This window comes from Acidovorax sp. BLS4 (assembly GCF_032929295.1).
GTDB lineage: Bacteria > Pseudomonadota > Gammaproteobacteria > Burkholderiales > Burkholderiaceae_C > Paracidovorax.
Genome location: NZ_CP136797.1, coordinates 59,074 through 80,029, shown reverse-complemented (window position 1 = coordinate 80,029; position 20,956 = coordinate 59,074). Strand labels below are relative to the sequence as shown.

General features: G+C 69.2%; 22 protein-coding genes. 14 read left to right on the top strand and 8 right to left on the bottom strand.

The features are described from left to right. Nucleotides 1–92: 92 nt before the first annotated feature. The 6 genes from R1Z03_RS00360 to R1Z03_RS00335 all read right to left on the bottom strand — a co-directional run bounded on the left by R1Z03_RS00360 (nucleotide 93) and on the right by R1Z03_RS00335 (nucleotide 5,349). The gene (locus R1Z03_RS00360) at nucleotides 93–995 is read right to left on the bottom strand and encodes an amino acid ABC transporter substrate-binding protein (RefSeq protein WP_284405259.1); all 903 of its coding nucleotides are present in this window, start codon (nucleotides 993–995) and stop codon (nucleotides 93–95) included. Between the two features lie 94 nt (nucleotides 996–1,089). After that, on the bottom strand, nucleotides 1,090–1,284 hold the full coding sequence (locus R1Z03_RS00355) for a DUF2905 domain-containing protein (protein ID WP_272549218.1): 195 nt from the start codon (nucleotides 1,282–1,284) through the stop codon (nucleotides 1,090–1,092). A gap of 111 nt (nucleotides 1,285–1,395) precedes the next feature. Then, on the bottom strand, nucleotides 1,396–2,304 hold the full coding sequence (locus tag R1Z03_RS00350) for an ABC transporter permease (protein ID WP_317356089.1): 909 nt from the start codon (nucleotides 2,302–2,304) through the stop codon (nucleotides 1,396–1,398). Then, nucleotides 2,301–3,281 (bottom strand): ABC transporter ATP-binding protein, encoded by a 981-nt coding sequence (locus R1Z03_RS00345; protein WP_317356088.1) that lies wholly within the window; start codon nucleotides 3,279–3,281, stop codon nucleotides 2,301–2,303. The genes R1Z03_RS00350 and R1Z03_RS00345 overlap by 4 nt, the downstream gene beginning before the upstream one ends. A gap of 14 nt (nucleotides 3,282–3,295) precedes the next feature. Next, on the bottom strand, nucleotides 3,296–4,345 hold the full coding sequence (locus R1Z03_RS00340; protein WP_372588222.1) for an ABC transporter substrate-binding protein: 1,050 nt from the start codon (nucleotides 4,343–4,345) through the stop codon (nucleotides 3,296–3,298). Between the two features lie 71 nt (nucleotides 4,346–4,416). Then, nucleotides 4,417–5,349, bottom strand: a complete 933-nt coding sequence (locus tag R1Z03_RS00335) for a TauD/TfdA family dioxygenase (RefSeq protein WP_317356086.1) — start codon at nucleotides 5,347–5,349, stop codon at nucleotides 4,417–4,419. Nucleotides 5,350–5,759: 410 nt separating this feature from the next. On the opposite strand from R1Z03_RS00335, the gene R1Z03_RS00330 reads away from it, so the two are divergent. The 8 genes from R1Z03_RS00330 to R1Z03_RS00295 all read left to right on the top strand — a co-directional run bounded on the left by R1Z03_RS00330 (nucleotide 5,760) and on the right by R1Z03_RS00295 (nucleotide 14,125). Beyond that, nucleotides 5,760–6,536 (top strand): DeoR/GlpR family DNA-binding transcription regulator, encoded by a 777-nt coding sequence (locus R1Z03_RS00330; RefSeq protein WP_284405254.1) that lies wholly within the window; start codon nucleotides 5,760–5,762, stop codon nucleotides 6,534–6,536. 27 nt (nucleotides 6,537–6,563) lie between these two features. After that, entirely contained in the window at nucleotides 6,564–7,961 is a 1,398-nt protein-coding gene (locus tag R1Z03_RS00325) for an ethanolamine ammonia-lyase subunit EutB (RefSeq protein WP_317356085.1), read from the top strand. Next, nucleotides 7,961–8,791 carry an ethanolamine ammonia-lyase subunit EutC gene (gene eutC, locus R1Z03_RS00320; protein ID WP_317356084.1) on the top strand — a complete coding sequence of 277 codons (831 nt, stop codon included), beginning with the start codon at nucleotides 7,961–7,963 and terminating at the stop codon, nucleotides 8,789–8,791. Before R1Z03_RS00325 ends, eutC begins: the two co-directional genes overlap by 1 nt. A 150-nt stretch (nucleotides 8,792–8,941) precedes the next feature. Next, nucleotides 8,942–9,898 carry a TauD/TfdA family dioxygenase gene (locus tag R1Z03_RS00315; RefSeq protein WP_317356083.1) on the top strand — a complete coding sequence of 319 codons (957 nt, stop codon included), beginning with the start codon at nucleotides 8,942–8,944 and terminating at the stop codon, nucleotides 9,896–9,898. An 18-nt stretch (nucleotides 9,899–9,916) separates the two neighbouring features. After that, nucleotides 9,917–11,248 carry an extracellular solute-binding protein gene (locus tag R1Z03_RS00310; protein WP_317356082.1) on the top strand — a complete coding sequence of 444 codons (1,332 nt, stop codon included), beginning with the start codon at nucleotides 9,917–9,919 and terminating at the stop codon, nucleotides 11,246–11,248. Between the two features lie 7 nt (nucleotides 11,249–11,255). Beyond that, the gene (locus R1Z03_RS00305) at nucleotides 11,256–12,170 is read left to right on the top strand and encodes a sugar ABC transporter permease (RefSeq protein ID WP_317356081.1); all 915 of its coding nucleotides are present in this window, start codon (nucleotides 11,256–11,258) and stop codon (nucleotides 12,168–12,170) included. Further along, nucleotides 12,157–13,050, top strand: coding sequence for a carbohydrate ABC transporter permease (locus R1Z03_RS00300; RefSeq protein ID WP_317356080.1), 894 nt, complete (start codon nucleotides 12,157–12,159; stop codon nucleotides 13,048–13,050). Before R1Z03_RS00305 ends, R1Z03_RS00300 begins: the two co-directional genes overlap by 14 nt. A gap of 1 nt (nucleotide 13,051) precedes the next feature. Continuing rightward, complete coding sequence (locus R1Z03_RS00295) at nucleotides 13,052–14,125, top strand: sn-glycerol-3-phosphate ABC transporter ATP-binding protein UgpC (protein ID WP_317356079.1); 1,074 nt, start codon at nucleotides 13,052–13,054, stop codon at nucleotides 14,123–14,125. 54 nt (nucleotides 14,126–14,179) lie between these two features. Here the strand turns inward: R1Z03_RS00295 and R1Z03_RS00290 are convergent, their stop codons facing one another. Continuing rightward, complete coding sequence (locus tag R1Z03_RS00290) at nucleotides 14,180–15,298, bottom strand: SAM-dependent methyltransferase (protein WP_317360492.1); 1,119 nt, start codon at nucleotides 15,296–15,298, stop codon at nucleotides 14,180–14,182. A gap of 8 nt (nucleotides 15,299–15,306) precedes the next feature. On the opposite strand from R1Z03_RS00290, the gene R1Z03_RS00285 reads away from it, so the two are divergent. From R1Z03_RS00285 to R1Z03_RS00260, 6 genes are all read left to right on the top strand, one after another. Further along, nucleotides 15,307–16,110 carry an SDR family oxidoreductase gene (locus tag R1Z03_RS00285; RefSeq protein ID WP_317356078.1) on the top strand — a complete coding sequence of 268 codons (804 nt, stop codon included), beginning with the start codon at nucleotides 15,307–15,309 and terminating at the stop codon, nucleotides 16,108–16,110. A 42-nt stretch (nucleotides 16,111–16,152) separates the two neighbouring features. Further along, nucleotides 16,153–16,524 carry a dihydroneopterin aldolase gene (locus tag R1Z03_RS00280; protein ID WP_284392946.1) on the top strand — a complete coding sequence of 124 codons (372 nt, stop codon included), beginning with the start codon at nucleotides 16,153–16,155 and terminating at the stop codon, nucleotides 16,522–16,524. 5 nt (nucleotides 16,525–16,529) lie between these two features. Further along, nucleotides 16,530–17,516: a tRNA 2-thiocytidine(32) synthetase TtcA gene (gene ttcA, locus R1Z03_RS00275; protein ID WP_317356077.1), complete on the top strand. Its 987-nt coding sequence runs from the start codon at nucleotides 16,530–16,532 to the stop codon at nucleotides 17,514–17,516. Nucleotides 17,517–17,577: 61 nt separating this feature from the next. Further along, nucleotides 17,578–18,207, top strand: a complete 630-nt coding sequence (locus R1Z03_RS00270; RefSeq protein ID WP_284405243.1) for a DUF4136 domain-containing protein — start codon at nucleotides 17,578–17,580, stop codon at nucleotides 18,205–18,207. A 17-nt stretch (nucleotides 18,208–18,224) separates the two neighbouring features. After that, the gene (locus R1Z03_RS00265) at nucleotides 18,225–18,863 is read left to right on the top strand and encodes a histidine phosphatase family protein (RefSeq protein ID WP_317356076.1); all 639 of its coding nucleotides are present in this window, start codon (nucleotides 18,225–18,227) and stop codon (nucleotides 18,861–18,863) included. Next, nucleotides 18,847–20,016 carry a DSD1 family PLP-dependent enzyme gene (locus R1Z03_RS00260; RefSeq protein ID WP_317356075.1) on the top strand — a complete coding sequence of 390 codons (1,170 nt, stop codon included), beginning with the start codon at nucleotides 18,847–18,849 and terminating at the stop codon, nucleotides 20,014–20,016. Before R1Z03_RS00265 ends, R1Z03_RS00260 begins: the two co-directional genes overlap by 17 nt. 153 nt (nucleotides 20,017–20,169) lie before the next feature. On the opposite strand, the gene R1Z03_RS00255 is transcribed toward R1Z03_RS00260, so the two are convergent. Continuing rightward, nucleotides 20,170–20,802, bottom strand: coding sequence for a tail fiber protein (locus tag R1Z03_RS00255; protein WP_317356074.1), 633 nt, complete (start codon nucleotides 20,800–20,802; stop codon nucleotides 20,170–20,172). Between the last annotated feature and the right edge of the window lie 154 nt (nucleotides 20,803–20,956).

Here is a 20,956-nt window from a genome sequence, read left to right as displayed (position 1 = left end):
TCAACGGACGCAGGCGTTGCCCGCCAGTATCGGCGGGACGGCGGCGGCGGCATGTAGGCCAGGGCCGACCGCCGGCGCGCCTGGCAGGGGCCTCAGATGGAGTAGCCCAGGACCATCGCCACGCCCGGCTCCTTGTTCGGGCGGCTGAAGCTCTCGCGGCTCAGGCGCGCCATGGGCAGGTTGAATTGCTCGGTGGCAAACCATTTCTTGTACAGCGGGTCGATGTCGCGGCTCGAGAACAGGCGGTTCAGCGTGCGGTCCACCACGGCGCCCAGCTCGGTATCGCCCTTGCGCATCATGATGGCGTAGGGCTCCACCGACAGCACGAACTTGCTCAGCTCCACCTTGTCCGCGGCCTTGTTCTTGGCGGCCATGCCGAGCAGCAGCGAATCGTCGTTGGCATAGGCGCGCACGGTGCCGTCCTGCAAGGCCTTGTAGGCCTCGGTGTCGGAGGCGAACACCTTGAGCTGCATCTTCACCTCGTTGACGGCGAGCTGGGTCAGGAGCTTTTCGGACGTCGTGCCCTTGCTCACTGCCACCGGCAGTCCGGCCAGGTCCTGCAGCACATCCATCTTGACCCCCTTGGGCACCAGAACGCGGATGCCCGCCACGAAGACGGTGTTGCTGAACGCCACGCGATCCTGGCGCGCCTTGGTGTTGGTGGTGGAGCCGCATTCGAGATCGATCTCGCCGGCTTCCAGCTTGGGGATACGCTCCGTACCGCTCACCACCTTGTATTTCACGTCCAGCTCCTTGAGCTTGAGCGTGCGCTTGATCTCATCGACCGCGGCCAGGCACAGGTCCACGGAGTAGCCCGCGGGGGCCTTCTTGTCGTCCAGGAACGAAAACGGCCAGGCCGCTTCGCGCACGCCCAGGGTGATGGAATGGGTTTCCTGGATGCGTTGCAAGGTGTTGGCCGGGCCCTGGGCCATGGCGGAAAACGGCGCGATGGCGCAGGCGAGCAGCGGCAGCAGCCGGGCAATGGAGCGGAACATGGGAAAAACGACTTTCAAAGGGGCGGCCGGGACAGCGGGCGCGCCCAGTGTGACAAGGGCAGATGGAAAATCCGTGACAGGCGACGCGCGGGCCTCACACCCACTTGGCGATCAGGCTCGCCAAGGCGCTGAGCAGCAGCGTGCTGGTGAGTGGAATGAACCACTCGCGGCCGAACAGACGGAACCGGAAGTCCCCCGGCAGACGCCCCATCCCCAGGCGCTGCAGCAGCGGCGTGAGGCCGTTGATGAGCACCAGCGCGAGAAAAACGACGATCAGCCAGCGAAACATGGGCTGCAAGTGTAGGGCTTGCGGCTTTTCGGCCCCGGATCGGCCGGCCCGGGCCCTGAAAGCCCAGGGGCATGGCCCCGGCCCGCGCGCCCAGTGCAGCGGGCCGTTCAGTCAGCGCTGCACGCCCCAGCGGCGCACCGTCAGTCGCTCCAGCGTGTGAAAGCCCAGCGTCTCCACCAGCAGCCCGATGAGGATCACGAGCGCCAGACCGGCAAACACCTTGTCGGTGTAGAGCTCGTTGCGGTTCTGGAAGATGTACCAGCCCAGGCCCCCCTTGCCCGACGAAGCGCCGAAGACCAGCTCGGCGGCGATCAGCGTGCGCCAGGCAAAGGCCCAGCCGATCTTCAGGCCCGACAGGATGGACGGCAGCGCCGCCGGCACCAGGATCTGCAGCACGTAGCGGATGCCGGTGAGGCCGTAGTTGCGCCCGGCCATGCGCAGGGTCTCGGGCACGCCCTGAAAGCCCGCGTAGGTGGCCAGCGACAGCGGCCACAGCACCGAGTGCACCAGCACGAAGACCAGGCTGCCCTGCCCCAGGCCGAACCACAGCAGCGCCAGCGGCAGCAGCGCGATCGCGGGCAGCGGGTTGAACATGGCGGTCAGCGTGGACAGCAGATCGCGCCCGAACTGGGTCGAGACCGCCAGCGTGGTCAGCACGAAGGCCCCCGCGATGCCGGCGAGGTAGCCCTTGAGCAGCACCGACAGCGAGATCGCGGCCTTGGCCAGCAGCTCGCCCGACGCCAGGCCTTCGGCCAGGGCCCGGGCGGTCTGCACGAAGGTGGGCAGCAGCAGATCGTTGTCCTGCCAGCGCGCCAGCAGCTCCCACAGCACGGCCAGCACCGCCAGGATGGCGAGCCGCCGCACGGCCTGCTGCTGCCAAACGCGGGCGAACAGCGGCAGCGGCTGCTGGGGCGCAATGCCTTCGAGCGGCGCGAGCGGGCCTTCGAACTCCGGCCGCACGGGCGGCTCGGGCCGCGCACGGGGCGCGGCGTCCACGGAAGGGGTGAGGGCAGCGGTCATACGGAAATCTGGAAAGGCAGGGCGCCGATCGGCCGCGCCGCGGCGGAAGGCACGGCCCGCTCGTGCGCCTGCACCTCGGCCTGCACCGGCCCGGCCGCGCCGCCTCCGGGCGCCGGCTCGTCGAACAGCAGCCGGTGGATGCGCTGGGCCGTGGCCTGGAACGCCGTGCCGCCCAGGCTGTGCAGCCCGAACTGGTGGCAGTTGACCTCGGCGCGCAGCCGCCCCGGGTGCGGCGACAGGATGGCGATGCGGTTGCCCACCACCAGCGCTTCTTCGATGGAATGGGTGACGAAGATCAGCGTGAAGCGGAACTCGTCCCACAGCCCCAGCAGTTCCTCCTGCATGCGGCGGCGCGTGAGCGCATCGAGCGCGGCGAAGGGTTCGTCCATCAGCAGCACCCTCGGCTGCATGGCCAGGGCGCGGGCGATGGCCACGCGCTGCTTCATGCCGCCCGACAGCTGGTGCGGGTGCGCATCGGCGAACCGCGACAGCCCCACCTTGTCGAGGTAGAGCGCCGCGCGCTCCGCAGCTTCGGCGCGGTTGGCGCGGCGTGCGGCCAGCAGCGGGAACATGACGTTCTCGCGCACGGTCTTCCAGGGCGGCAGCTGGTCGAACTCCTGGAACACCACCACGCGGTCGGGCCCGGGCCGCGTGACGGGCTGGCCGCCGAGCACGATGCGGCCTTCGCTCGGCGGGATGAAGCCTGCAATGGCCTTGAGCAGCGTCGATTTGCCGCAGCCCGAAGCGCCCAGCAGCACGAAGCGGTCGGCCGCATGCACCTGGAAATCCACCCGGTGCGTGGCCCGCACCACGGTGTCGCGCGTGCGGTAGTCGATGCTCACGCCCTCCACGTGCAGCAGCGCCGATGGGTCCACCGCACGGGTGGGCAGCGGCCCGGCCGCCGGGGCCACGCCACCGCCGGCGCCGCCGGTCTCGGGCTCCAGGCGCTCCATCAGCGCGGGGGAAAGGGGTCCCATCCGCATGGCGCGCGTCAGTTGCCGCCCGCGGTGTGGGCGTCTTCGAAGAAATAGTCCTGGAGCGTGGTCGGCGCGTTCTTGATGGCGCCCACGCGGTGCAGGAACTGGCCCATGCCCAGCGTGTTCTCGGGTTTCACCTTGAACTGGACTTCCGGGTTCTTGATGATCTTGAGCAGCAGGTCCCGGTCGGTCTTGGCGCCGGTCACACGCAGGTAGATGTCCGCCGCCTTCTCGGGGTGGGCGGTGATGAACTTGGCGGCCTCGTCCAGGCCATCCAGGAACGCCTTGTAGGTCTTGGGGCTATCGCGGCGGAATTTCTCGGTCGCGTACAGCACCGTGGCCGACGAAGGCCCGCCCAGCACGTCGTAGGAGTTGAGCACGATGCGCGCGGCCGGGTTGCCGGCCAGTTCCTGCTCCTGGAACGGCGGGTTGCCGAAGTGGCCCGTGATCTCGGTGCCGCCCTTGATGATCGCGGCGGCGGCGTCGGGGTGCGGCAGGGCCACCTGGATCTTGTCCAGGCGGTTGAACTCCTTGTCGCCCCAGAGCTTGGCCGAGGCCATCTGCAGCACGCGCGACTGTACCGACACGCCGACGGCGGGCAGCGCGATGCGGTCCTGCTCGGTGAAGTCGGCCAGCGTCTTCACCTTGGGGTTGTTGCTCACCAGGTAGTACGGAAAGTTGCCCAGCGAGGCCACGCCCTTCACGTTCTGGCGGCCCTTGGTGCGGTCCCACAGCGTGAACAGCGGGCCCACGCCAGCGCCTGCGATGTCGATGTTGCCCGACAGCAGGGCATCGTTGACCGCAGAGCCGCCGGACAGCTGGAGGTAATCGACCTGGATGTCGATGCCCGCCGCCTTGCCGTGCTTTTCGATGAGCTTCTGGTCCTGCGCCACATTCAACAGCAGATACACCACGCCGAACTGCTGCGCGATGCGCAACTGGCCTTCAGCCGCGTGTGAAGCGGCGGGCAGCCCCACCCCGCAGGCGATGAGGCCGGCAGCGGCCAGGGCGGCAAGGGTGCGGCGGGCGACGCCGCGGCGTGAAGGCTGGTGCATGGTGGGCATTTCCTGGCGCGAGAAGCGAGAAGCAACGAAGAAGGGGAAGGGAGAAACGCAGGGGCGAAGGCGGCGGCCGTTCAGAACGGTAGGTCACCCTCGACCGTGGTGCGATAGAGCTTGCGGCGCTCGCTGTCGGGCGTGCCGGCCGCCAGGTGCATGACCGAGCGGTTGTCCCAGAACACGAGGTCGTGCGGCAGCCAGCGGTGCCGGTACAGGAACTCGGGCCGCACGCTGGCGGCGAACAGTTCGTCCAGCAGCGCGCGGCTTTCATCGTCGGGCAGGCCGACGAGGCGCGTGGTGAAGTGCTCGCTCACGAAGAGCGCCTTGCGGCCGGTTTCGGGGTGGGTGCGCACCACCGGGTGCACGGCGGGCGCCACCTCGTCGATCTGTGCCTGCGTGAGCTTCGGGCGCCAGGGGCTGCGGGCGCGCAGCTCCTCGTACTTGGCCAGGTAGCTGTGCTCGGCCTGCAGCGGGGCGATGGCGTTCTTGAGCGCCTGGGGCAAGGCATCGTAGGCCGCGTGCTGGTCGGCAAACAGCGTATCGCCACCCTCTGAGGGCAACTCCTGCGCGTGCAGCAGCGAGCCCAGGCTGGGCTTTTCCTTGTACGACAGGTCGGAATGCCAGTAATGGCCCGCATCGCCCAGCCCGATGGGCTGGCCGCCGGCGTCCTTGATGTTGGAGACGATCAGGATCTCTGGGTGATCGGCCAGCTGGAAGTTCTTCAGCACATGGATCTGCAGCGGGCCGAAGCGGCGGCTGAAATCAATGTGCTGGCGCGGGGTGATGCGCTGGTCGCGGAACACCAACACGTGGTGCGCCAGGTGGGCACGGTGGATGCGGTCGAAGTCCTGCGCGCCGAGGGGCCGCGACAGATCGAGGCCCACCACCTCGGCGCCCAGCGGGCCTGCGGCGCCGGCCACCGGGCGGATATCGAAGGGCTGCGGCGCGGCATCATCGTCCAGGGCGATGGCCGTCGCGGAAACCGGGGCGTGGGACAGAATTGCCGACATGGTGAACCACCTTTGAACGGGCCCGGCGGGGCCCTCTGGGTTGCCACTTTATTCAGCACACCTCCAAACCGGAACGAATGATTTATGCATTGCTAACTACAAAATCATCTATCGACACGGCGCCCCCACTGCTTGCCCGGCACTGGCACCCGTCACGAAACGGACGCCTGACCTTGGCATATTGGGTGCTTGTGCCCTTTCATGCAAAAGATAACACTGGGCACCCATGCACCCCATCGCATCGACCGGGGCCGCACGGAACACGCACACCCCCTCCCCCGTTCTTTCGCGATGCTCCAAGGACACCGGCGCCTGCGGGTGAACGGAGCCACCCGGCACCACCGGACCGCGGGCACGGCCCCTGCGCTATCCCCACCCGCGAACGAACCGACACGACAGGATCACAGGACATGCTGCAGGAAGAACGATTCATCCGCATCCGCACGCTGCTGGCCACGCTCACCCGCGTGAGCACCGAGCGCATCGTGAAGGACCTCGACGTTTCGCGCGAGACCGTGCGGCGCGACCTCGTCGAGCTGGAGGCGCAGGGCGTGCTGCGCCGTGTGCACGGCGGCGTGGTCGCGCCCGGCCCGGCGCCCGAACCCCCGCTGGCCGTGCGCCAGGCGGTGCGCGAGCGCGAAAAGCGCGCCATCGCCCGCGCCGCGCTGCGGCAGCTGCAGCCCGGGCAGACGCTGTTCCTCGATGCCGGCAGCACCACCACCCTCCTGGCGGCGGAGCTGTCGTCCCTGTCGGGGATGACGGTGGTGACCAACAGCCTGAACGCCGCGCTCCAGCTGGCCGGGGCCGACGCCGGCCGCCCGGCGCGCAACGACGTCATCCTGCTGGGCGGCCGCACCGACCCCGGGGTGCGGGCCACGCACGGCGACATCACGGTGGCCGAGATCCACCGCTACCGCGCCGACGTGGCGCTGCTTTCGCCCGTGGGCATCCACTGCCTGCACGGGGCCACCAGCTTCGACCACCACGAGGCGGCCATCGCCCGCGCCATGGCGGCGCAGGCGCAGCGGCTCATCGTGCTGGCCGACCACAGCAAGATCGGCCAGGCCAGCCGCGTGGTGTATGCAGGCCTGCCCGAGATCGATACCATCGTGACCGATGCGGGCTCGCGCGCGCTGCCCGGCCTGTCGGCGCTGCAGGCGGCCGGCAGCCACGTCATCGTCGCCTGACCGTCCACGAAAGGCCCCCGACGCCCCATGCCCGCCAGCCCCTACCACCACACCGCCGGCGGACAGCGCTGGCAGTTCCGCGACCTGGGCGACGTGATGGCCAAGGCCACGCCGGCCCGGTCGGGCGACGTGCTGGCGGGCATCGCGGCGGGCACGGCGGTGGAACGCATGGCCGCGCGCATGTGCCTGGCCGATGTGCCGCTCGACCGCTTCCTGAGCGAAGCGCTGGTGCCCTACGAGGACGACGAGGTCACCCGCCTCATCATCGACACGCACGATGCCGCGGCCTTCGAGCCCATCGCCCACCTCACCGTCGGGGGGCTGCGCGACTGGCTGCTGGCCGCGGACAGCGCCCTGCTGACCGCGGTAGCCCCGGGCCTCACGCCCGAGATGGCGGCGGCCGTGAGCAAGCTCATGCGCAACCAGGACCTGGTGGCCGTCGCGCGCCGGTGCCGGGTGACCACGCGCTTTCGCAACACCCTCGGCCTGCCCGGGCACCTGGCCGTGCGGCTGCAGCCCAATCACCCCACGGACGACCTGCGTGGCATCGCCGCCTCGATGATCGACGGCCTGCTCTACGGCGCGGGCGACGCGGTGATCGGCATCAACCCGGCCACGGACAGCATCGCGGCCCTGACAGGCCTGGTGCACCGGCTTGACGAGGTGATTGCCACGCTGCGGATCCCCACGCAGTCCTGCGTGCTCACGCACGTGACCCACACCATCCAGATGATCGAGCAGGGCGCGCCGGTGGACCTGGTGTTCCAGTCCATCGCCGGCACCGAAAAGGCCAACGCCGGTTTCGGCGTGAACCTGGCCCTGCTGCATGAGGCGCGCGAGGCGGCCCTGTCGCTCCGGCGCGGCACGCTGGGCGACAACGTCATGTATTTCGAGACCGGCCAGGGCAGTGCCCTGTCGGCCGACGCCCACCACGGCGTGGACCAGCAGACCTGCGAGGCACGGGCCTACGGCGTGGCGCGCGCGTTCTCGCCCCTGCTCACCAACACCGTGGTCGGCTTCATCGGGCCGGAATACCTGTACGACGGCAAGCAGATCATCCGCGCGGGCCTGGAAGACCACTTCTGCGGCAAGCTGCTGGGCGTGCCGCTGGGCTGCGATGTCTGCTACACCAACCATGCCGAGGCCGATTCGGACGACATGGACACGCTGATGACGCTGCTGGGCGTGGCGGGCCTGACCTTCATCATGGGCGTTCCGGGTGCGGACGACATCATGCTCAACTACCAAAGCACCTCGTTCCACGACGCGCTGTACCTGCGCGAAGTGCTGGGCCTGCGGCGCGCACCCGAGTTCGAGGCCTGGCTGCAGCGCATGCAGCTGACCGACGGGGCCGGCCGCCTGCTGCCCGCCGCGCAGCAGCGGCCCGCGCTGGCGCAGTTGCGGCGCATCGGAGGGGCCGGTTGATGACCGACACGCCCGCCACCCCGGACGCCGGCCCCCCGCGCGATCCCTGGGACGACCTGCGCGCCCACACGGCGGCGCGGCTGGCGCTGGGGCGCGCAGGCACCGCCATCCCCACGCGCGAACTGCTGGACTTCGGCATGGCCCACGCCCAGGCACGCGATGCCGTGCACCGGCCACTCGATGCCGAAGGCCTGGCCACGCAGCTCGCCCCGGCAGGCGGCACCCCGCTGCAGGTGGCCAGCGCCGCCACCGACCGTGCCACCTACCTGCTGCGCCCGGACCTCGGCCGCCGCCTGGGCGATGCCGATGCCGAGCGCCTGCGAGGCCTGGGCCGCCAGGGCGATGGCGGCACCCCGGAGGCGGGATGCGACCTGCTGCTGGTGGTGGCCGATGGCCTCTCGTCCCTGGCCGTGGAACGCCATGCCGCGCCGCTGGTGCAAGCCATTCTGGGCACGGCACCGCAGGGCTGGCGCATCGGCCCTTTGGTCATTGCCACGCAGGCGCGCGTGGCGCTGGGCGACGAGATGGGCACACTGCTGGGCGCACGCCTGGTGGCGGTGCTGATCGGCGAACGCCCGGGCCTGAGTTCGCCCGACAGCCTGGGCATCTACCTCACCTGGCATCCGCAGGTGGGCCGCAGCGATGCGCAGCGCAACTGCATCTCCAACGTGCGGCACGAAGGGCTGGCACCGGCCGCGGCGGCAGCGCGCCTGTGGTGGCTGTGCCAGGAGGCCCGGCGCCTGGAGCTCACCGGCATCGGGCTCAAGGACCGCAGCGATGCGGCCACCCTGGACGCCGCACCGGCCAAGGGCACGCTGACCGACGGGTAACGGGTAACGGGCCGGCAGCGCCCTTCCATCTTTTCGGCCTATGGATATGGCCCGATGTTCGGGTCGCTTGCATATCCGATTTGGTCGCTTCGCGTCCGCCATGGCGGTCTCCAGAATCGGGCCATCACCCCTTCCCCGCTGGAGTTGCCCGTGAGCGAAACATCCCCATCCCGGTTCGATACGTCCTTTGGAAACCTGCGCATCCGCCGCGTGGCGGGCAGCCTGGGCGGTGAAGTGCTCGGCCTTCAACTGTCGGGCGAGCTGGACGACGCGACCATCGCCGACCTCACCGCCGCGCTGGTGCGCCACAAGGTGCTGTTCTTCCGCGGCCAGGCGCACCTGGACGATGCCGCGCACCAGGCATTCGGCGCGCGCCTGGGCAAGACCGTGGCCCATCCCACGGTGCCCTCGCCCACGGGCACGCGCATCTTCGAACTCGACGCCTCCAAGGGCGGTGGCCGTGCCGATTCGTGGCACACCGACGTGACCTTCATCGACGCGTTCCCCAAGTACGGCATCCTGCGCGGCGTGACCATTCCGGCCTACGGCGGCGACACGGTGTGGGCCAACACGGCGGCGGCCTACGCCCGCCTGCCCGAAGACCTCCAGCGCCTGGCGGACGGCCTGTGGGCCGTGCACAGCAACGACTACGACTACGGTGCCGAGCGCGTGGTGGTCGAGGAGGAACGGCTGAACCACCACCGCAGGGTGTTCGTGTCCTCCGTGTTCGAAGCCGAGCACCCCGTGGTGCACGTGCACCCCGTGTCGGGCGAGCGCGCGCTGCTGCTGGGCCACTTCGTCAAGAAGATCGCGGGCTTTTCCAGCACCGAATCGGCACGCCTCTTCGAGATCCTGCAAAACCGCGTGGTCCGCCTGGAGAACACCGTGCGCTGGCAGTGGGAGCAGGACGACGTGGCGATCTGGGACAACCGGGCGACGCAGCACTTCGCGATCAACGACTACGGCACCCAGGCCCGCGTGGTGCGCCGCGTCACGGTACACGGCGAGCCCGCCGTGGCGGTGGACGGGCGCCGCAGCCGCACCCGCGTGCGGCCCGAAGCCACCAACGACGCGCAGATCGACAGCGTCATTACCGCGACCGCCTGACGCCACGGAGCCATCGACATGACCCAACGACGCCAGTGGCTCCAGGCCGCATCAGCCCTGGGCGCCACCGCCCTGCTGCCCGGCTTTGCGAAGGCGCAGAGCGGTGCGAAGAAGTTCCAGGGCGTGACCCTGAATGTCTCGACCTTCAGCGCGGCCTACCCCAAGCTGCTGCAGCAGTACCTGCCCGAGTTCGAGTCGCTCACGGGCGCCAGGGTGAACTTCGACACGCCTTCGTTTCCGGTCTACAACCAGCGTGCCGACCTGGAGCTGTCCACCAAAGGCTCGGCCTACGACGTGGTCAACGTGACCTTCATCTACTCGAGCCGATGGATCCACTCGGGCTGGCTCGCGCCGCTCGACGATTTCATCAGGAACCCCAACCTCACGCCCGCCGACTGGGATGTGAACGACTTTTTGCCCGGCGCGCGCGCACCCGAGACCGGCAAGGACGGCAAGCTCTACGGCATTCCCTGGACGGCCGAGGCGCTGCTGTCCGCCTCCTCGCGCTTCGATCTGGTGCAGCAGGCCGGCCTGGCCTACCCCGACACCACGGACGACCTGGTGAAGGTGCTGCGCGCCGTGAACAAGAAGGAGCGCGTGGCGGGCTTCGTGTCCGACAGCCACTATGGCTGGACCTTCGTGCCTTATCTGCATGCCTTCGGTGGCGACGTGTTCCGCAAGGCACCGGACGACCTGTACCCCACGCTGGACACGCCCGAAGCCATCGCAGCGGCCGAGTACTACGCCAGCCTGCTGCGAGAGTTCGGGCCCGACGGTGCCATCACCTACACGCCCGACCAGGTGACCCAGGCGCTCAAGCTCGGCCGCGTCAATTTCACCGATGCGGGGCAGTTGCATCTCGCGCAACTGGGAGACCCGGCCTCCAGCAAGACCTTGAAGACACTGCAGTTCGGCCAGGTGCCCAAGGGGCCTGCAGGGCGCTTTCCGGGCACGGCCGTGCATGGCCTGGGCATTCCGACGGGGTCGAAGAACAAGGACGCCGCGTGGGCCTTCATCCAGTGGGCGCTGTCCAAGCAGACCACGCGCAAAGCGGTGCTGGCCGGGTACGGCTCGCCGGCGCGCCGTTCGGACATCGACTCCCGGGAGTTCCGCGCCAGGCAGGTCATCAACGGCAACGACCTGGCGCAACTGGCACTGGACTCGATCGAGCTGGCCTCCAAGACCGGGCACATGAAGTACCGCACGGTGTCGGTCTACCCGCAGGTGGACCAGCAGCTCAACAAGGCGATCGCGCTGATCGCTTCCGGCCAGGCCAGCGCCCGGCAGGCGCTGCAGCAGGCGCAGGCCCAGTCGATCACCGAGCTCCAGCGCGCCGGGCTGAAGCTGTGAGCCGGCAGTGAGCAACTTGACTCTGCGCCCCGGCCTCGGCTGGGAAGCGGCGCGCCGCCGCGCCTTCCTGTGGGGCCTGCTGCCCTCGCTGGCCGTGCTGCTGGTCATCACGCTGGCGCCGGCCACGGCACTGCTGGTGACGAGCTTCACGCCCCTGAGCCTCACCGACGCGGCCGGCACCTTCCGCTTCGACGATCCGCTGGTGAACTACCGCCACCTGCTGGAGGACGCGCGCTTTCTGCGCTCCATCGCCACGCAGCTGCAGCTGTCTGTCTCCAGCGTGGCGCTGCAACTGGGCGTGGGGCTGGGCCTGGCCCTGCTGCTCAACGGGCGCTCCAAGCTGCTGGGCGCCACGCGCACGGCGTTCCTGATTCCCATGGTGCTGCCGCCCATCGTGGTGGCGCTGATCTGGAAGATCCTGTACACGCCCGACGTGAGCCCGCTGCACCGCGCGCTGGAGGCGGTGGGCCTGCCGGTGCGCTCGCTGATCGCCAACCCCGACACGGCCCTGTGGGCCATCTCCATCGCCGACACCTGGCAGTGGTTTCCGTTCACCCTGCTGATGGTGCTGGCCACGCTGCAGATGGTGCCGGACGACCCGCTGGAGGCCGCGAGCCTGGACGGCGCCAACCGCTGGCAACTGTTCCGGTACATCGTGCTGCCCTACCTGCGGCCGGTGCTGGTGGTGTGCGGCCTGTTCCGGCTGATCGACAGCTTCAAGGCCTTTCCGCTGATCTACGTGCTGACCGATGGCGGCCCGGGCACGGTGACCGAGGTGACCAACTACTACGGCTTCATCCAGGCCTTCAATTTCTCCTACTGGGGCTATGCCAGCGCCATCGCGATGGTGATTCTCGCGGGCGTGTTCGCGCTCAGCTGGCTGGTGGGCCGACTCGGATGGAACGACCATGACAAACGCTGAAGCCGCCCTGCCCCTGCCCTCCACTTTCACGCCGCCCCCTGCCGCGCTGCCCTTGCCAGATGCGCGGCGTGCCGGATGGCTGCGCCGCCACGCGCGCGGCCTCGTGGCCGTCGCTCTGCTGCTGGTGGTGATGTTCCCCTTCCTGTGGCTGGTGCAGCTGGCCTTCCGGCCCGGCGCGGATATCTTCGAGGACCGCCTGCTCTTCACGCCCACGCTGGAAGGCTTTCGCAGCCTGCTGCAGGGCAACTTCCTCAAGTCGTTCTGGAACAGCCTGGCGGTCAGCACCCTGTCCACCGGCCTGTCGCTGCTGATCGGCGTGCCGGCCGCCTATGCACTCACGCGCTGGCAGTTCCGGTGGCGGCGCCAGGTGGCCCTGTGGATCCTGGTGACGCGCATGGCGCCGCCCATCGCCTTCACCATCCCGTTCTTCCTGGCCTACCGCTGGCTCGGCCTGCAGGACACCATCGTGGGCCTGGCCATCGTCTATCTCACCTTCAATCTGGCGATCGTGATCTGGCTGATGCAGACCTTCTTCGAAGTGGTGCCCACCGCGCTCGAAGAGGCGGCCTACATCGACGGCTGCGGCGTCTGGCAGGCCTTCTGGCGCATCACGCTGCCGCTGGCGGCGCCTGGGCTGGCGGCCACCGCTGTGCTGTGCTTCATCTTCTCGTGGAACGACTTCTTCTACGCACTGATCCTCACGCGCACGAATGCCGTCACCGCCCCGGTGGCCATCGTCAACTTCCTGCAGTACGAAGGCTGGGAGTGGACCAAGATCGCCGCCAGCGGCACGCTGGTGATGTTCCCGGTGGTGATCTTCACGGTGCTCGTGCGCACCTACCTCGTGCGCGGGCTCACGGCCGGCGGCGTCAAGGACTGACATGGCCGAACTGTCCCTTCACCAGATCGTCAAGCACTACGGCGGCACACCCGTGATCCACGGGGTGGACATCCACATCCGCGACGGCGAGTTCGTCGCGCTCGTCGGGCCCTCGGGCTGCGGCAAGTCCACGCTGCTGCGCGCCATCGCGGGGCTCGAAACCATCACCAGCGGCGAGATCCGGCTGGGCGGGCGCGTGATCAACGACGTGGCGCCCAAGGACCGCAACATCGCCATGGTGTTCCAGAACTACGCGCTCTACCCCCACATGACGGTGGCGCAGAACCTGGGCTTCTCGCTGAAGCTGCAGGGCGAGAGCCAGGCCGCCATCCGGCGCCGGGTGGACGAGGTGGCCGCCGTCCTGGGCCTGGAAGCCTTGCTGGACCGCACGCCGCGCCAGCTCTCGGGCGGCCAGCGCCAGCGCGTGGCCATGGGCCGCGCCATCGTGCGCCAGCCCGATGCCTTCCTGTTCGACGAGCCGCTGTCCAACCTCGATGCCAAGCTGCGCGTGCAGGTGCGCACCGAAATCAAGGCGCTGCACCAGCGCCTGGGCACCACCACGGTGTACGTCACGCACGACCAGGTGGAGGCCATGACCCTGGCCGACCGCATCGTGGTGCTCAAGGACGGGGTGATCGAGCAGGTGGGTGCGCCCCTCGATCTGTACGACCGGCCGGCCAATGCTTTCGTGGCGGGGTTCATCGGCTCGCCGGCCATGAATTTCATTCCCGGCCGGTTGCATCTGGACGGCGACGCCAGCGTGGTCACCGACGACGGCTTGCGCCTGCCCCTGGCCCGCCCGCCCCGCGGGCGCCATGGCGACTGCGTGCTGTACGGGGCCCGGCCCGAGCACTTCGCGCTGGACACCAGCGGCGCGGGCCTGCCGGCCCAGGTCGTCGTGGTGGAGCCCACGGGCTCGGAAACCCAGGTGGCGCTGCGGCTCGATGGCCGGCACGACATCCTGGCGGCGTTCCGCGACCGCATCGACGTGCGGCCGGGCGACGCGCTTCAGTTGCGGCCCGTGGCGGCGCAGGCGCACCTGTTCGATGCGGCCAGCGGCCTGCGGCTGAATTGACACCACCCTGTCATCGGTGGCGCCCACCCGAAGGGCTCAGGGCGGCACAGCGCATCACAGCCGGTGGGATCGGTCCCCTTGCGAAAAGCCCACGGGCTCCCACGGTTCGCCCGCGCCCAGGGCCAGCACCTTGAACAGCTCGCCCATCTCGTGCTCCATGACCAGCTTGGCGGCCGTGGCGCGTTCGAGCAGGGGCAGCTCCACCATGCGCTGGGCCAATCCGCAGTTGATGAGAAAGTGCGCCTGCGTGGTGTAGCCCAGCACCTGCAGGCCGGCGTCCTGCGCGGCCAATGCCATGGCCGTGAAGTTGACGTGCGCGGTGATGTCCTTGCGGCCCACCGCCACCAGCGGATCGCTGTCGGCCAGGTGCCCCTGGTGGCACATCGCCGTGCCCATGTGGCGCTGGGGGTGGTAGTACTCCGCCTCGCCGAACCCATAGTCCAGCAGGAAGGCTGCGCCGCGCTCCAGCCGGTCGGCCAGGGTGCGGATGAAGCCCTCGCCCTGCGGGTGGATCTCGGTCAGGTAGTCGTGGGGGCCTTCCACCTCGACGGGCGGGCGCAGATCGGTGGGCCGGTCGGCCCAGGCGAAGGCATCGCCCTGCAGCACCACGCCGCGTTCATGCCACACGCCGCCCGCCTGCCCGCCGTGGCGGGCCAGCAGCTTCACCGGCATGGCGTCCAGCACCTCGTTGCCCACCACCACGCCCGCAAAGCGGTCGGGCAGCGCATCCACCCACCGCACCTTGTGCGCATGCGGGGACAGCAGCGCCTGCTGGCGCACGCGCAGGCTGCCGGACAGATCGACGATGGTGTAGCGCTGCACCCGTTCGCCCAGGGCATCGAGCAGCTGCAACGCCAGGGCGCCGGAGCCCGCGCCGAACTCCCACAGCTCGTGCGTTCCGGTCCGTGCGAGGGCCTCGCCCACCTGCACGGCCAGGGTCTGGCCGAACAGGGGGCTCAGCTCGGGCGCGGTCACGAAGTCGCTGCCCGATCCGGGCAACAGGCCGAACTTGGTGGAGTCGTTGGCGTAGTAGCCCAGGCCGGGCGTGTACAGGGCCAGGGCCATGAAGCGGTCGAAACCGATCCAGCCGCCAGCCTGCGCAATGGCCTGGCCAATGTGGGCCGCCAGGGCGGTCGTTAAACTTGGGGGTTCTGTCGTCGTCACGGTCCCGATTGTCCCCGATGCCCTCCCCCTCCCGTCCTCGCACCGTGCTGGTGACCGGCGCCGCCAAGCGCCTGGGCCGCGACATCGCGCTCGCGCTGGCCGCCGGCGGCTGGCAGGTGGCCGTTCACTATCGGCATTCCGAGCAGGATGCTATCGAAACAGTAGCAGAATGCCGGCGATTTTCTTGTGCCAGCGCCCATTTCGATGCCGATTTCCAGGACGAGGCCGCCGTGCGCGGCCTGCTGCCCCGCGTGGTGCAGCATTTCGGCGCGGTGGATGCGGTGGTCAACAGTGCCTCGCTTTTCGAGCACGACGATGCCGCGAGCTTCGGGTTTACCACGCTGGAGCAGCACCTGCGCAGCAACACCGCGGCGCCCGTGCTGCTTGCCCAGGGCCTGCATGCGCATCTGGAACAGCGGGCCGCAGCCGCTGCGGGCGAGGAGGGCGACCAGGGCGAAATCCACGGCGCCGTGGTCAACCTGCTCGACCAGAAGCTCTGGAACCAGAACCCCGACTTTCTGAGCTACACCCTCTCCAAGGCGGCGCTGGAGGCGGCCGGCACCATGCTGTCGCTGGCCCTCGCGCCCCGGGTGCGGGTGGTGGGGGTGGCGCCGGGCCTCACCCTCACCAGCCACCTGCTGGAAGGCGAGAAATTCCGCCAGCTGCACGCGCTGAGCCCGCTGGGCCGGTCTTCCACGCCCGCCGACGTGGCCGCCACCGTGAAGTTCGCGCTGGAAAACCGCTCCATCACCGGCACCACGCTGCTGGTGGATGGCGGCCAGCACCTGATGCGGTTCGAGCGCGACTTTTCGATGATGTGAGCGCAGCCCGGCTCCGCCCTCCCCCTTTCCTTCCCATACCCCATGTACAACGCCGCAGGCACCCAGATCCTCACGCTCACCGGTTTGCGCTTCGACGCCAACCTGGGCATCCTCGCGCACGAGATGACCACGCCGCAGCCCATCCAGGTCGATGCCGAGCTGCACCTGGGCACGCAACCCCTGCACCCGAGCGACGACGACATCCTGCACGTGCTGGACTACCGCAAGGTGCGCCAGATCATCATCGACGAGTGCACGGCCGAGCACGTGAACCTGCTGGAGACGCTGATCGGCAAGCTCAGCGCCCGGCTCATGCTGCTGCCCGGCGTGCTGGGCGTGCGCGTGAAGATCGCCAAATTGGAAATTTTTGACGACTGCGAAGTGGCCATCCGCAGCGAGACAGGACAGTGGTGAACCCCATGAATGCCATCCTCAACGACCCCACGCCCGGCTGGACCGCCGACGCCCCCGAGCCCCTCGGCACGCCCGATGCAGCGGCAAGCGCCGAGGCCGCTGCGGCGCCGGCCCGCCTGAAGATCGAGCGCGAAACCCACAAGCTGGAAAAGCGCCTGTGCCGCGAGGTGGGCAAGGCCATCGTGGACTACCAGATGATCGAGGAGGGCGACAAGGTCATGGTGTGCATGTCCGGCGGCAAGGACAGCTACGCCCTGCTGGACATCCTGCTCAAGCTCAAGGCGCGCGCGCCCATCCACTTCGACCTCGTGGCGGTGAACCTCGACCAGAAGCAGCCGGGGTTTCCCGAGCACGTGCTGCCCGAGTACCTGGCCTCGCAGGGCGTGCCGTTCCACATCGAGAACGAAGACACCTACAGCATCGTCAAGCGCCTCATCCCCGAAGGCAAGACCACCTGCAGCCTGTGCAGCCGGCTGCGCCGCGGCATCCTGTACCGCGTGGCCGACGAACTGGGCTGCACCAAGATCGCCCTGGGCCACCACCGCGATGACATTTTGCAGACGCTGCTGCTCAACATGTTCTTCGGCGGCAAGCTCAAGTCCATGCCCCCGAAGCTGGTGAGCGACGACGGCAAACACGTGGTGATCCGCCCGCTGGCCTACGTGGCCGAGAAGGACACCGCGCGCTGGGCCGCGCACCGCGACTTCCCCATCATTCCCTGCAACCTGTGCGGCAGCCAGGAGAACATGCAGCGCAAGCAGGTGGGCGAGATGCTGCGCGAATGGGACCGGAAATTCCCCGGCCGTGTGGAAAACATGTTCAACGCGCTGCAGAACGTCGTGCCGTCGCACCTGCTCGATGGAACACTGCACGACTTCAAGGGTCTGAAGGCGACGGGCATCGCCAGCGAAGACGGAGACAAGGCGTTCGACCGCGAGGATTTCCCTGCCGCCCCCGGATTGCCCGGCGTGCAGGTGGTCCAGCTGTCCTGAACGCCCCATCGCCTCGCCCCAGCGCTGACCGCACCATGACGGCCCCTTTCCGGAGACACCCATGAAGACCCTGCGCTGCGCTTTCTCCATCACCCTGGCCACGGCCGCCCTGATGCTCGGCGGCTGCGCCGTCACCCGCACCGTGGACAGCGCGGTGCACAGCTACTCGACGCTGGCGGCCCTGCCCTCACCGCCCACCTACCGACTGGAGCGCCTGCCCTCGCAGCAGGCCCAGGCTGCATCGTTCGCCCCCATCGAAGCCATGGCCCAGCAGTCGCTGGCGCGCGTGGGGCTGCAGCGCGACGACGCCAATGCCCGGCTCGTGCTGCAGGTCGGCGCGCAGGCAAGCTATGCCACGCCGGCCTACTGGCCCTACTATGGCGACCCGTTCTACCCCCGCTGGGGCCTGGGCCTCGGCTACGGGGGCCATGGCGGCCGCTGGGGCTGGGGCATGGGCGGCAGCTGGATGATGGACCGCCCCCCCACGCTCTACCGCCGCGAGGCCAGCCTGGTGCTGCGCGACGCCGCCACGCAGCAGATCGTGTACGAGACCTCCGCCGTGCACGAGGACGTCTGGACCAGCGACCCGGCCATCTTCGGCATCCTGTTCGACGCCGCCCTGACCGGTTTCCCGCAGCCCCCCGCGGGCCCGCGACAGGTGCGCACCACCCTGGCGCCGCCCGCCCCCTGATCGACGAACTCGCCGCCATGCACGCCACCCGCATCATCGCCATCCGCCACGGAGAAACCGCCTGGAACGTGGACACGCGCATCCAGGGCCATCTGGACATTCCGCTCAACCACACCGGCCTGTGGCAGGCACGCCGCGTGGGCGAGGCCCTGTCCGGCGAGCCCGTGGCCGCCATCTATGCCAGCGACCTGCAGCGCGCCCATGCCACCGCGCAGGCGGTGGCCGACACCACGGGCGCACCGCTGGTCGCCGAGCCCGGCCTGCGCGAGCGCAGCTTCGGCCAGCTGCAGGGCCGCACCTTCGCCGAGATCGAGACCGAAATGCCCGAGGAGGCCCGCCGCTGGCGCCAGCGCGATCCGCACTTCGTGCCCGACGGGGGCGAGTCGCTGATCGTGTTCCGCGAGCGCATCCTTGGCACCACCCACCAGCTGGCGCAGCGCCACCCCGGCGAACTCGTGGTGCTGGTCGCCCACGGCGGCGTGATGGACGTGCTGTACCGCGCCGCCACCGGCCAGGAACTGCAGGCCCCACGCACCTGGCAACTCACCAACGCGGCCATCAACCGCCTGCTCTGGACCGGCGACGGCCTCACCCTGGTCGGCTGGGCCGACACACAGCACCTGGACGACGCCACGCGCGATGAAGCCCATTCCTGAATCCCTGCGCGCCAGCATCGGCCTGCGCGTCGACCTGATCGACACCCCCGCACTCGTCGTCGATCTCGACGCCATGGAGCGCAACATCCAGCGCATGGCCGACTTCGCGCGCAAGCACCAGGTGCGCTGGCGGCCCCATGCCAAGATGCACAAGAGCGCCGAGCTCGCCCTGCTGTTGCAGCAGGCCGGTGCCACGGGCGCCTGCGTGCAGAAGGTGAGCGAGGCCGAGGCGCTGGCCGCCGCCGGCGTGAACGACCTGTACATCAGCAACCAGGTCATCGCCGCCGCCAAGCTGCTGCGCGTGGCGCGCCTGGCGCACCAGCTCGGCCTGCGCGGCGGGCGCCTGGCCCTGGCGGTGGACAGCGAGGAAGGCATCGAGCGCCTGGCCGAGGCCATGGCCGTCACCGCCAGCGATGCGGGCATCGATGTGTTCGTGGAAATCGACGTGGGCCAGCGGCGCTGCGGCGTGCCACCCGGCGAGCCGGCCGTGGCCCTGGCGCGGGCCGTGGCGCGCCATGCCCGGCTGCGTTTCGCGGGCCTGCATGCCTACCATGGCCGCGCGCAGCACCTGCGCGGCGCCCAGGCCCGGCGGGAGGCCATCGCCGCCGTGGTGGAGGCCGCGCGCCACACGCGCGACCTCATCACCGCCGCCGGCCTTCCGGTGCCGCTGGTGACCGGCGCGGGCACCGGCACGCTGGTGCATGAGGCCGCCAGCGGCGTCTACGGCGAACTGCAGGCGGGCTCGTTCCTGTTCATGGACGCGGACTATGCCAGCAACGAACGCGAGCCGGCCCAGCCGGCCTTCGAGCATGCGCTGTTCGTCAAGACCCAGGTCATCTCCAGCCAGGAAACGCATGCGGTGTGCGATGCCGGCCACAAGAGCCATGCCATCGACTCCGGCCTGCCGATCGTGGCGATGCTGCCGCCCGAGCGGGCGCTGCGCTATGCCAACGGCGGCGACGAGCACGGCATTCTCTACGCCGACGGCAACAAGGCCCGGCTGCCCTCGCTGGGCCGCATGCTGTGGCTCATTCCCGGCCATTGCGACCCGACGGTGAATCTGTACGACTTCCTGATCGGTGTGCGCGGCGGGCTGGCGCACGGCGTGGTGGAGCGGATCATCCGGGTGGATGCCCGGGGCGCGCTGACCTGACCTGAAGCACTGGCAGGCGCCTGCGCGACGGTCTGCAACAAGAAAGAAAAAGGCCGGGTTGCCCCGGCCTCGTCGGCCATCGCCACCGAAGCGCTTGTCGCGCCCAGGTGGCCATGGCGGCAGGCAGGCCACTGCCTGCATGCCCATCCGCGGTCAGGGGCGCGACGGATAGATGCCGTTCACGGCGATGATGAAGTTCAGCGTGAGGCCGGGTTGCAGCGTGCTGACCGTGACGGGCACGTTCATCTGCACCGGCGTGGGCGTGGCGCTGCCGGCTGCTTGCGTGGTGATGGCGGGCAGGGTCAAGGGGGCATCGAAGGGCTTGAGCGTCGTGGTGGCGGACTTGGAGCTGTACACCTTGGCGGGCGTGGTGCCAGCAGCGCCCTTGCCCATCACCAACGTATTGCTTGGAACGTTGTTGTCGCCCGTGGTGTCGTCGGCGGGAATGGACACTGCGGCCGTTCCGCCCGCGGCCACCGTCACGCCATGGGTGTGGGCCGGCAGGTTGGCGAGCGACAGGATCGCAGCGCCGATGGCGTTGGTGGACGCGGTGGCGGCACCGCTCGTACCGCCGATGGTCACCATGTTCTGGGAACCGAGCGGAACCCGGTTGCGCAGATCGGGCAAGCCGAAGGTGTTGACGCCATCGCCACCGTAGCGGGTGCCCAGCAGCGAGTAGAGCGCCTGGTTCTGATTGATTGACAGCAGTGTGCCGTCGCACAGAGCCCAGCCCTGCGGAACCCATGGCACGGCCCAAAGAATGATCTGGCCCAGAATCGGATCCATGTGAGTATCCCTCTCCCAAAAAAAGGTTTGTCGATCAATATCCGCACCTGGCAGCGATGCTTTTTGACGATCTCGCAGCGAAGGCGGATAGAGGGAGTAAACACCAGAAATCGAAGGTCGACAAGCGAGAATTCACGGGGCGTCGAGAATGCAA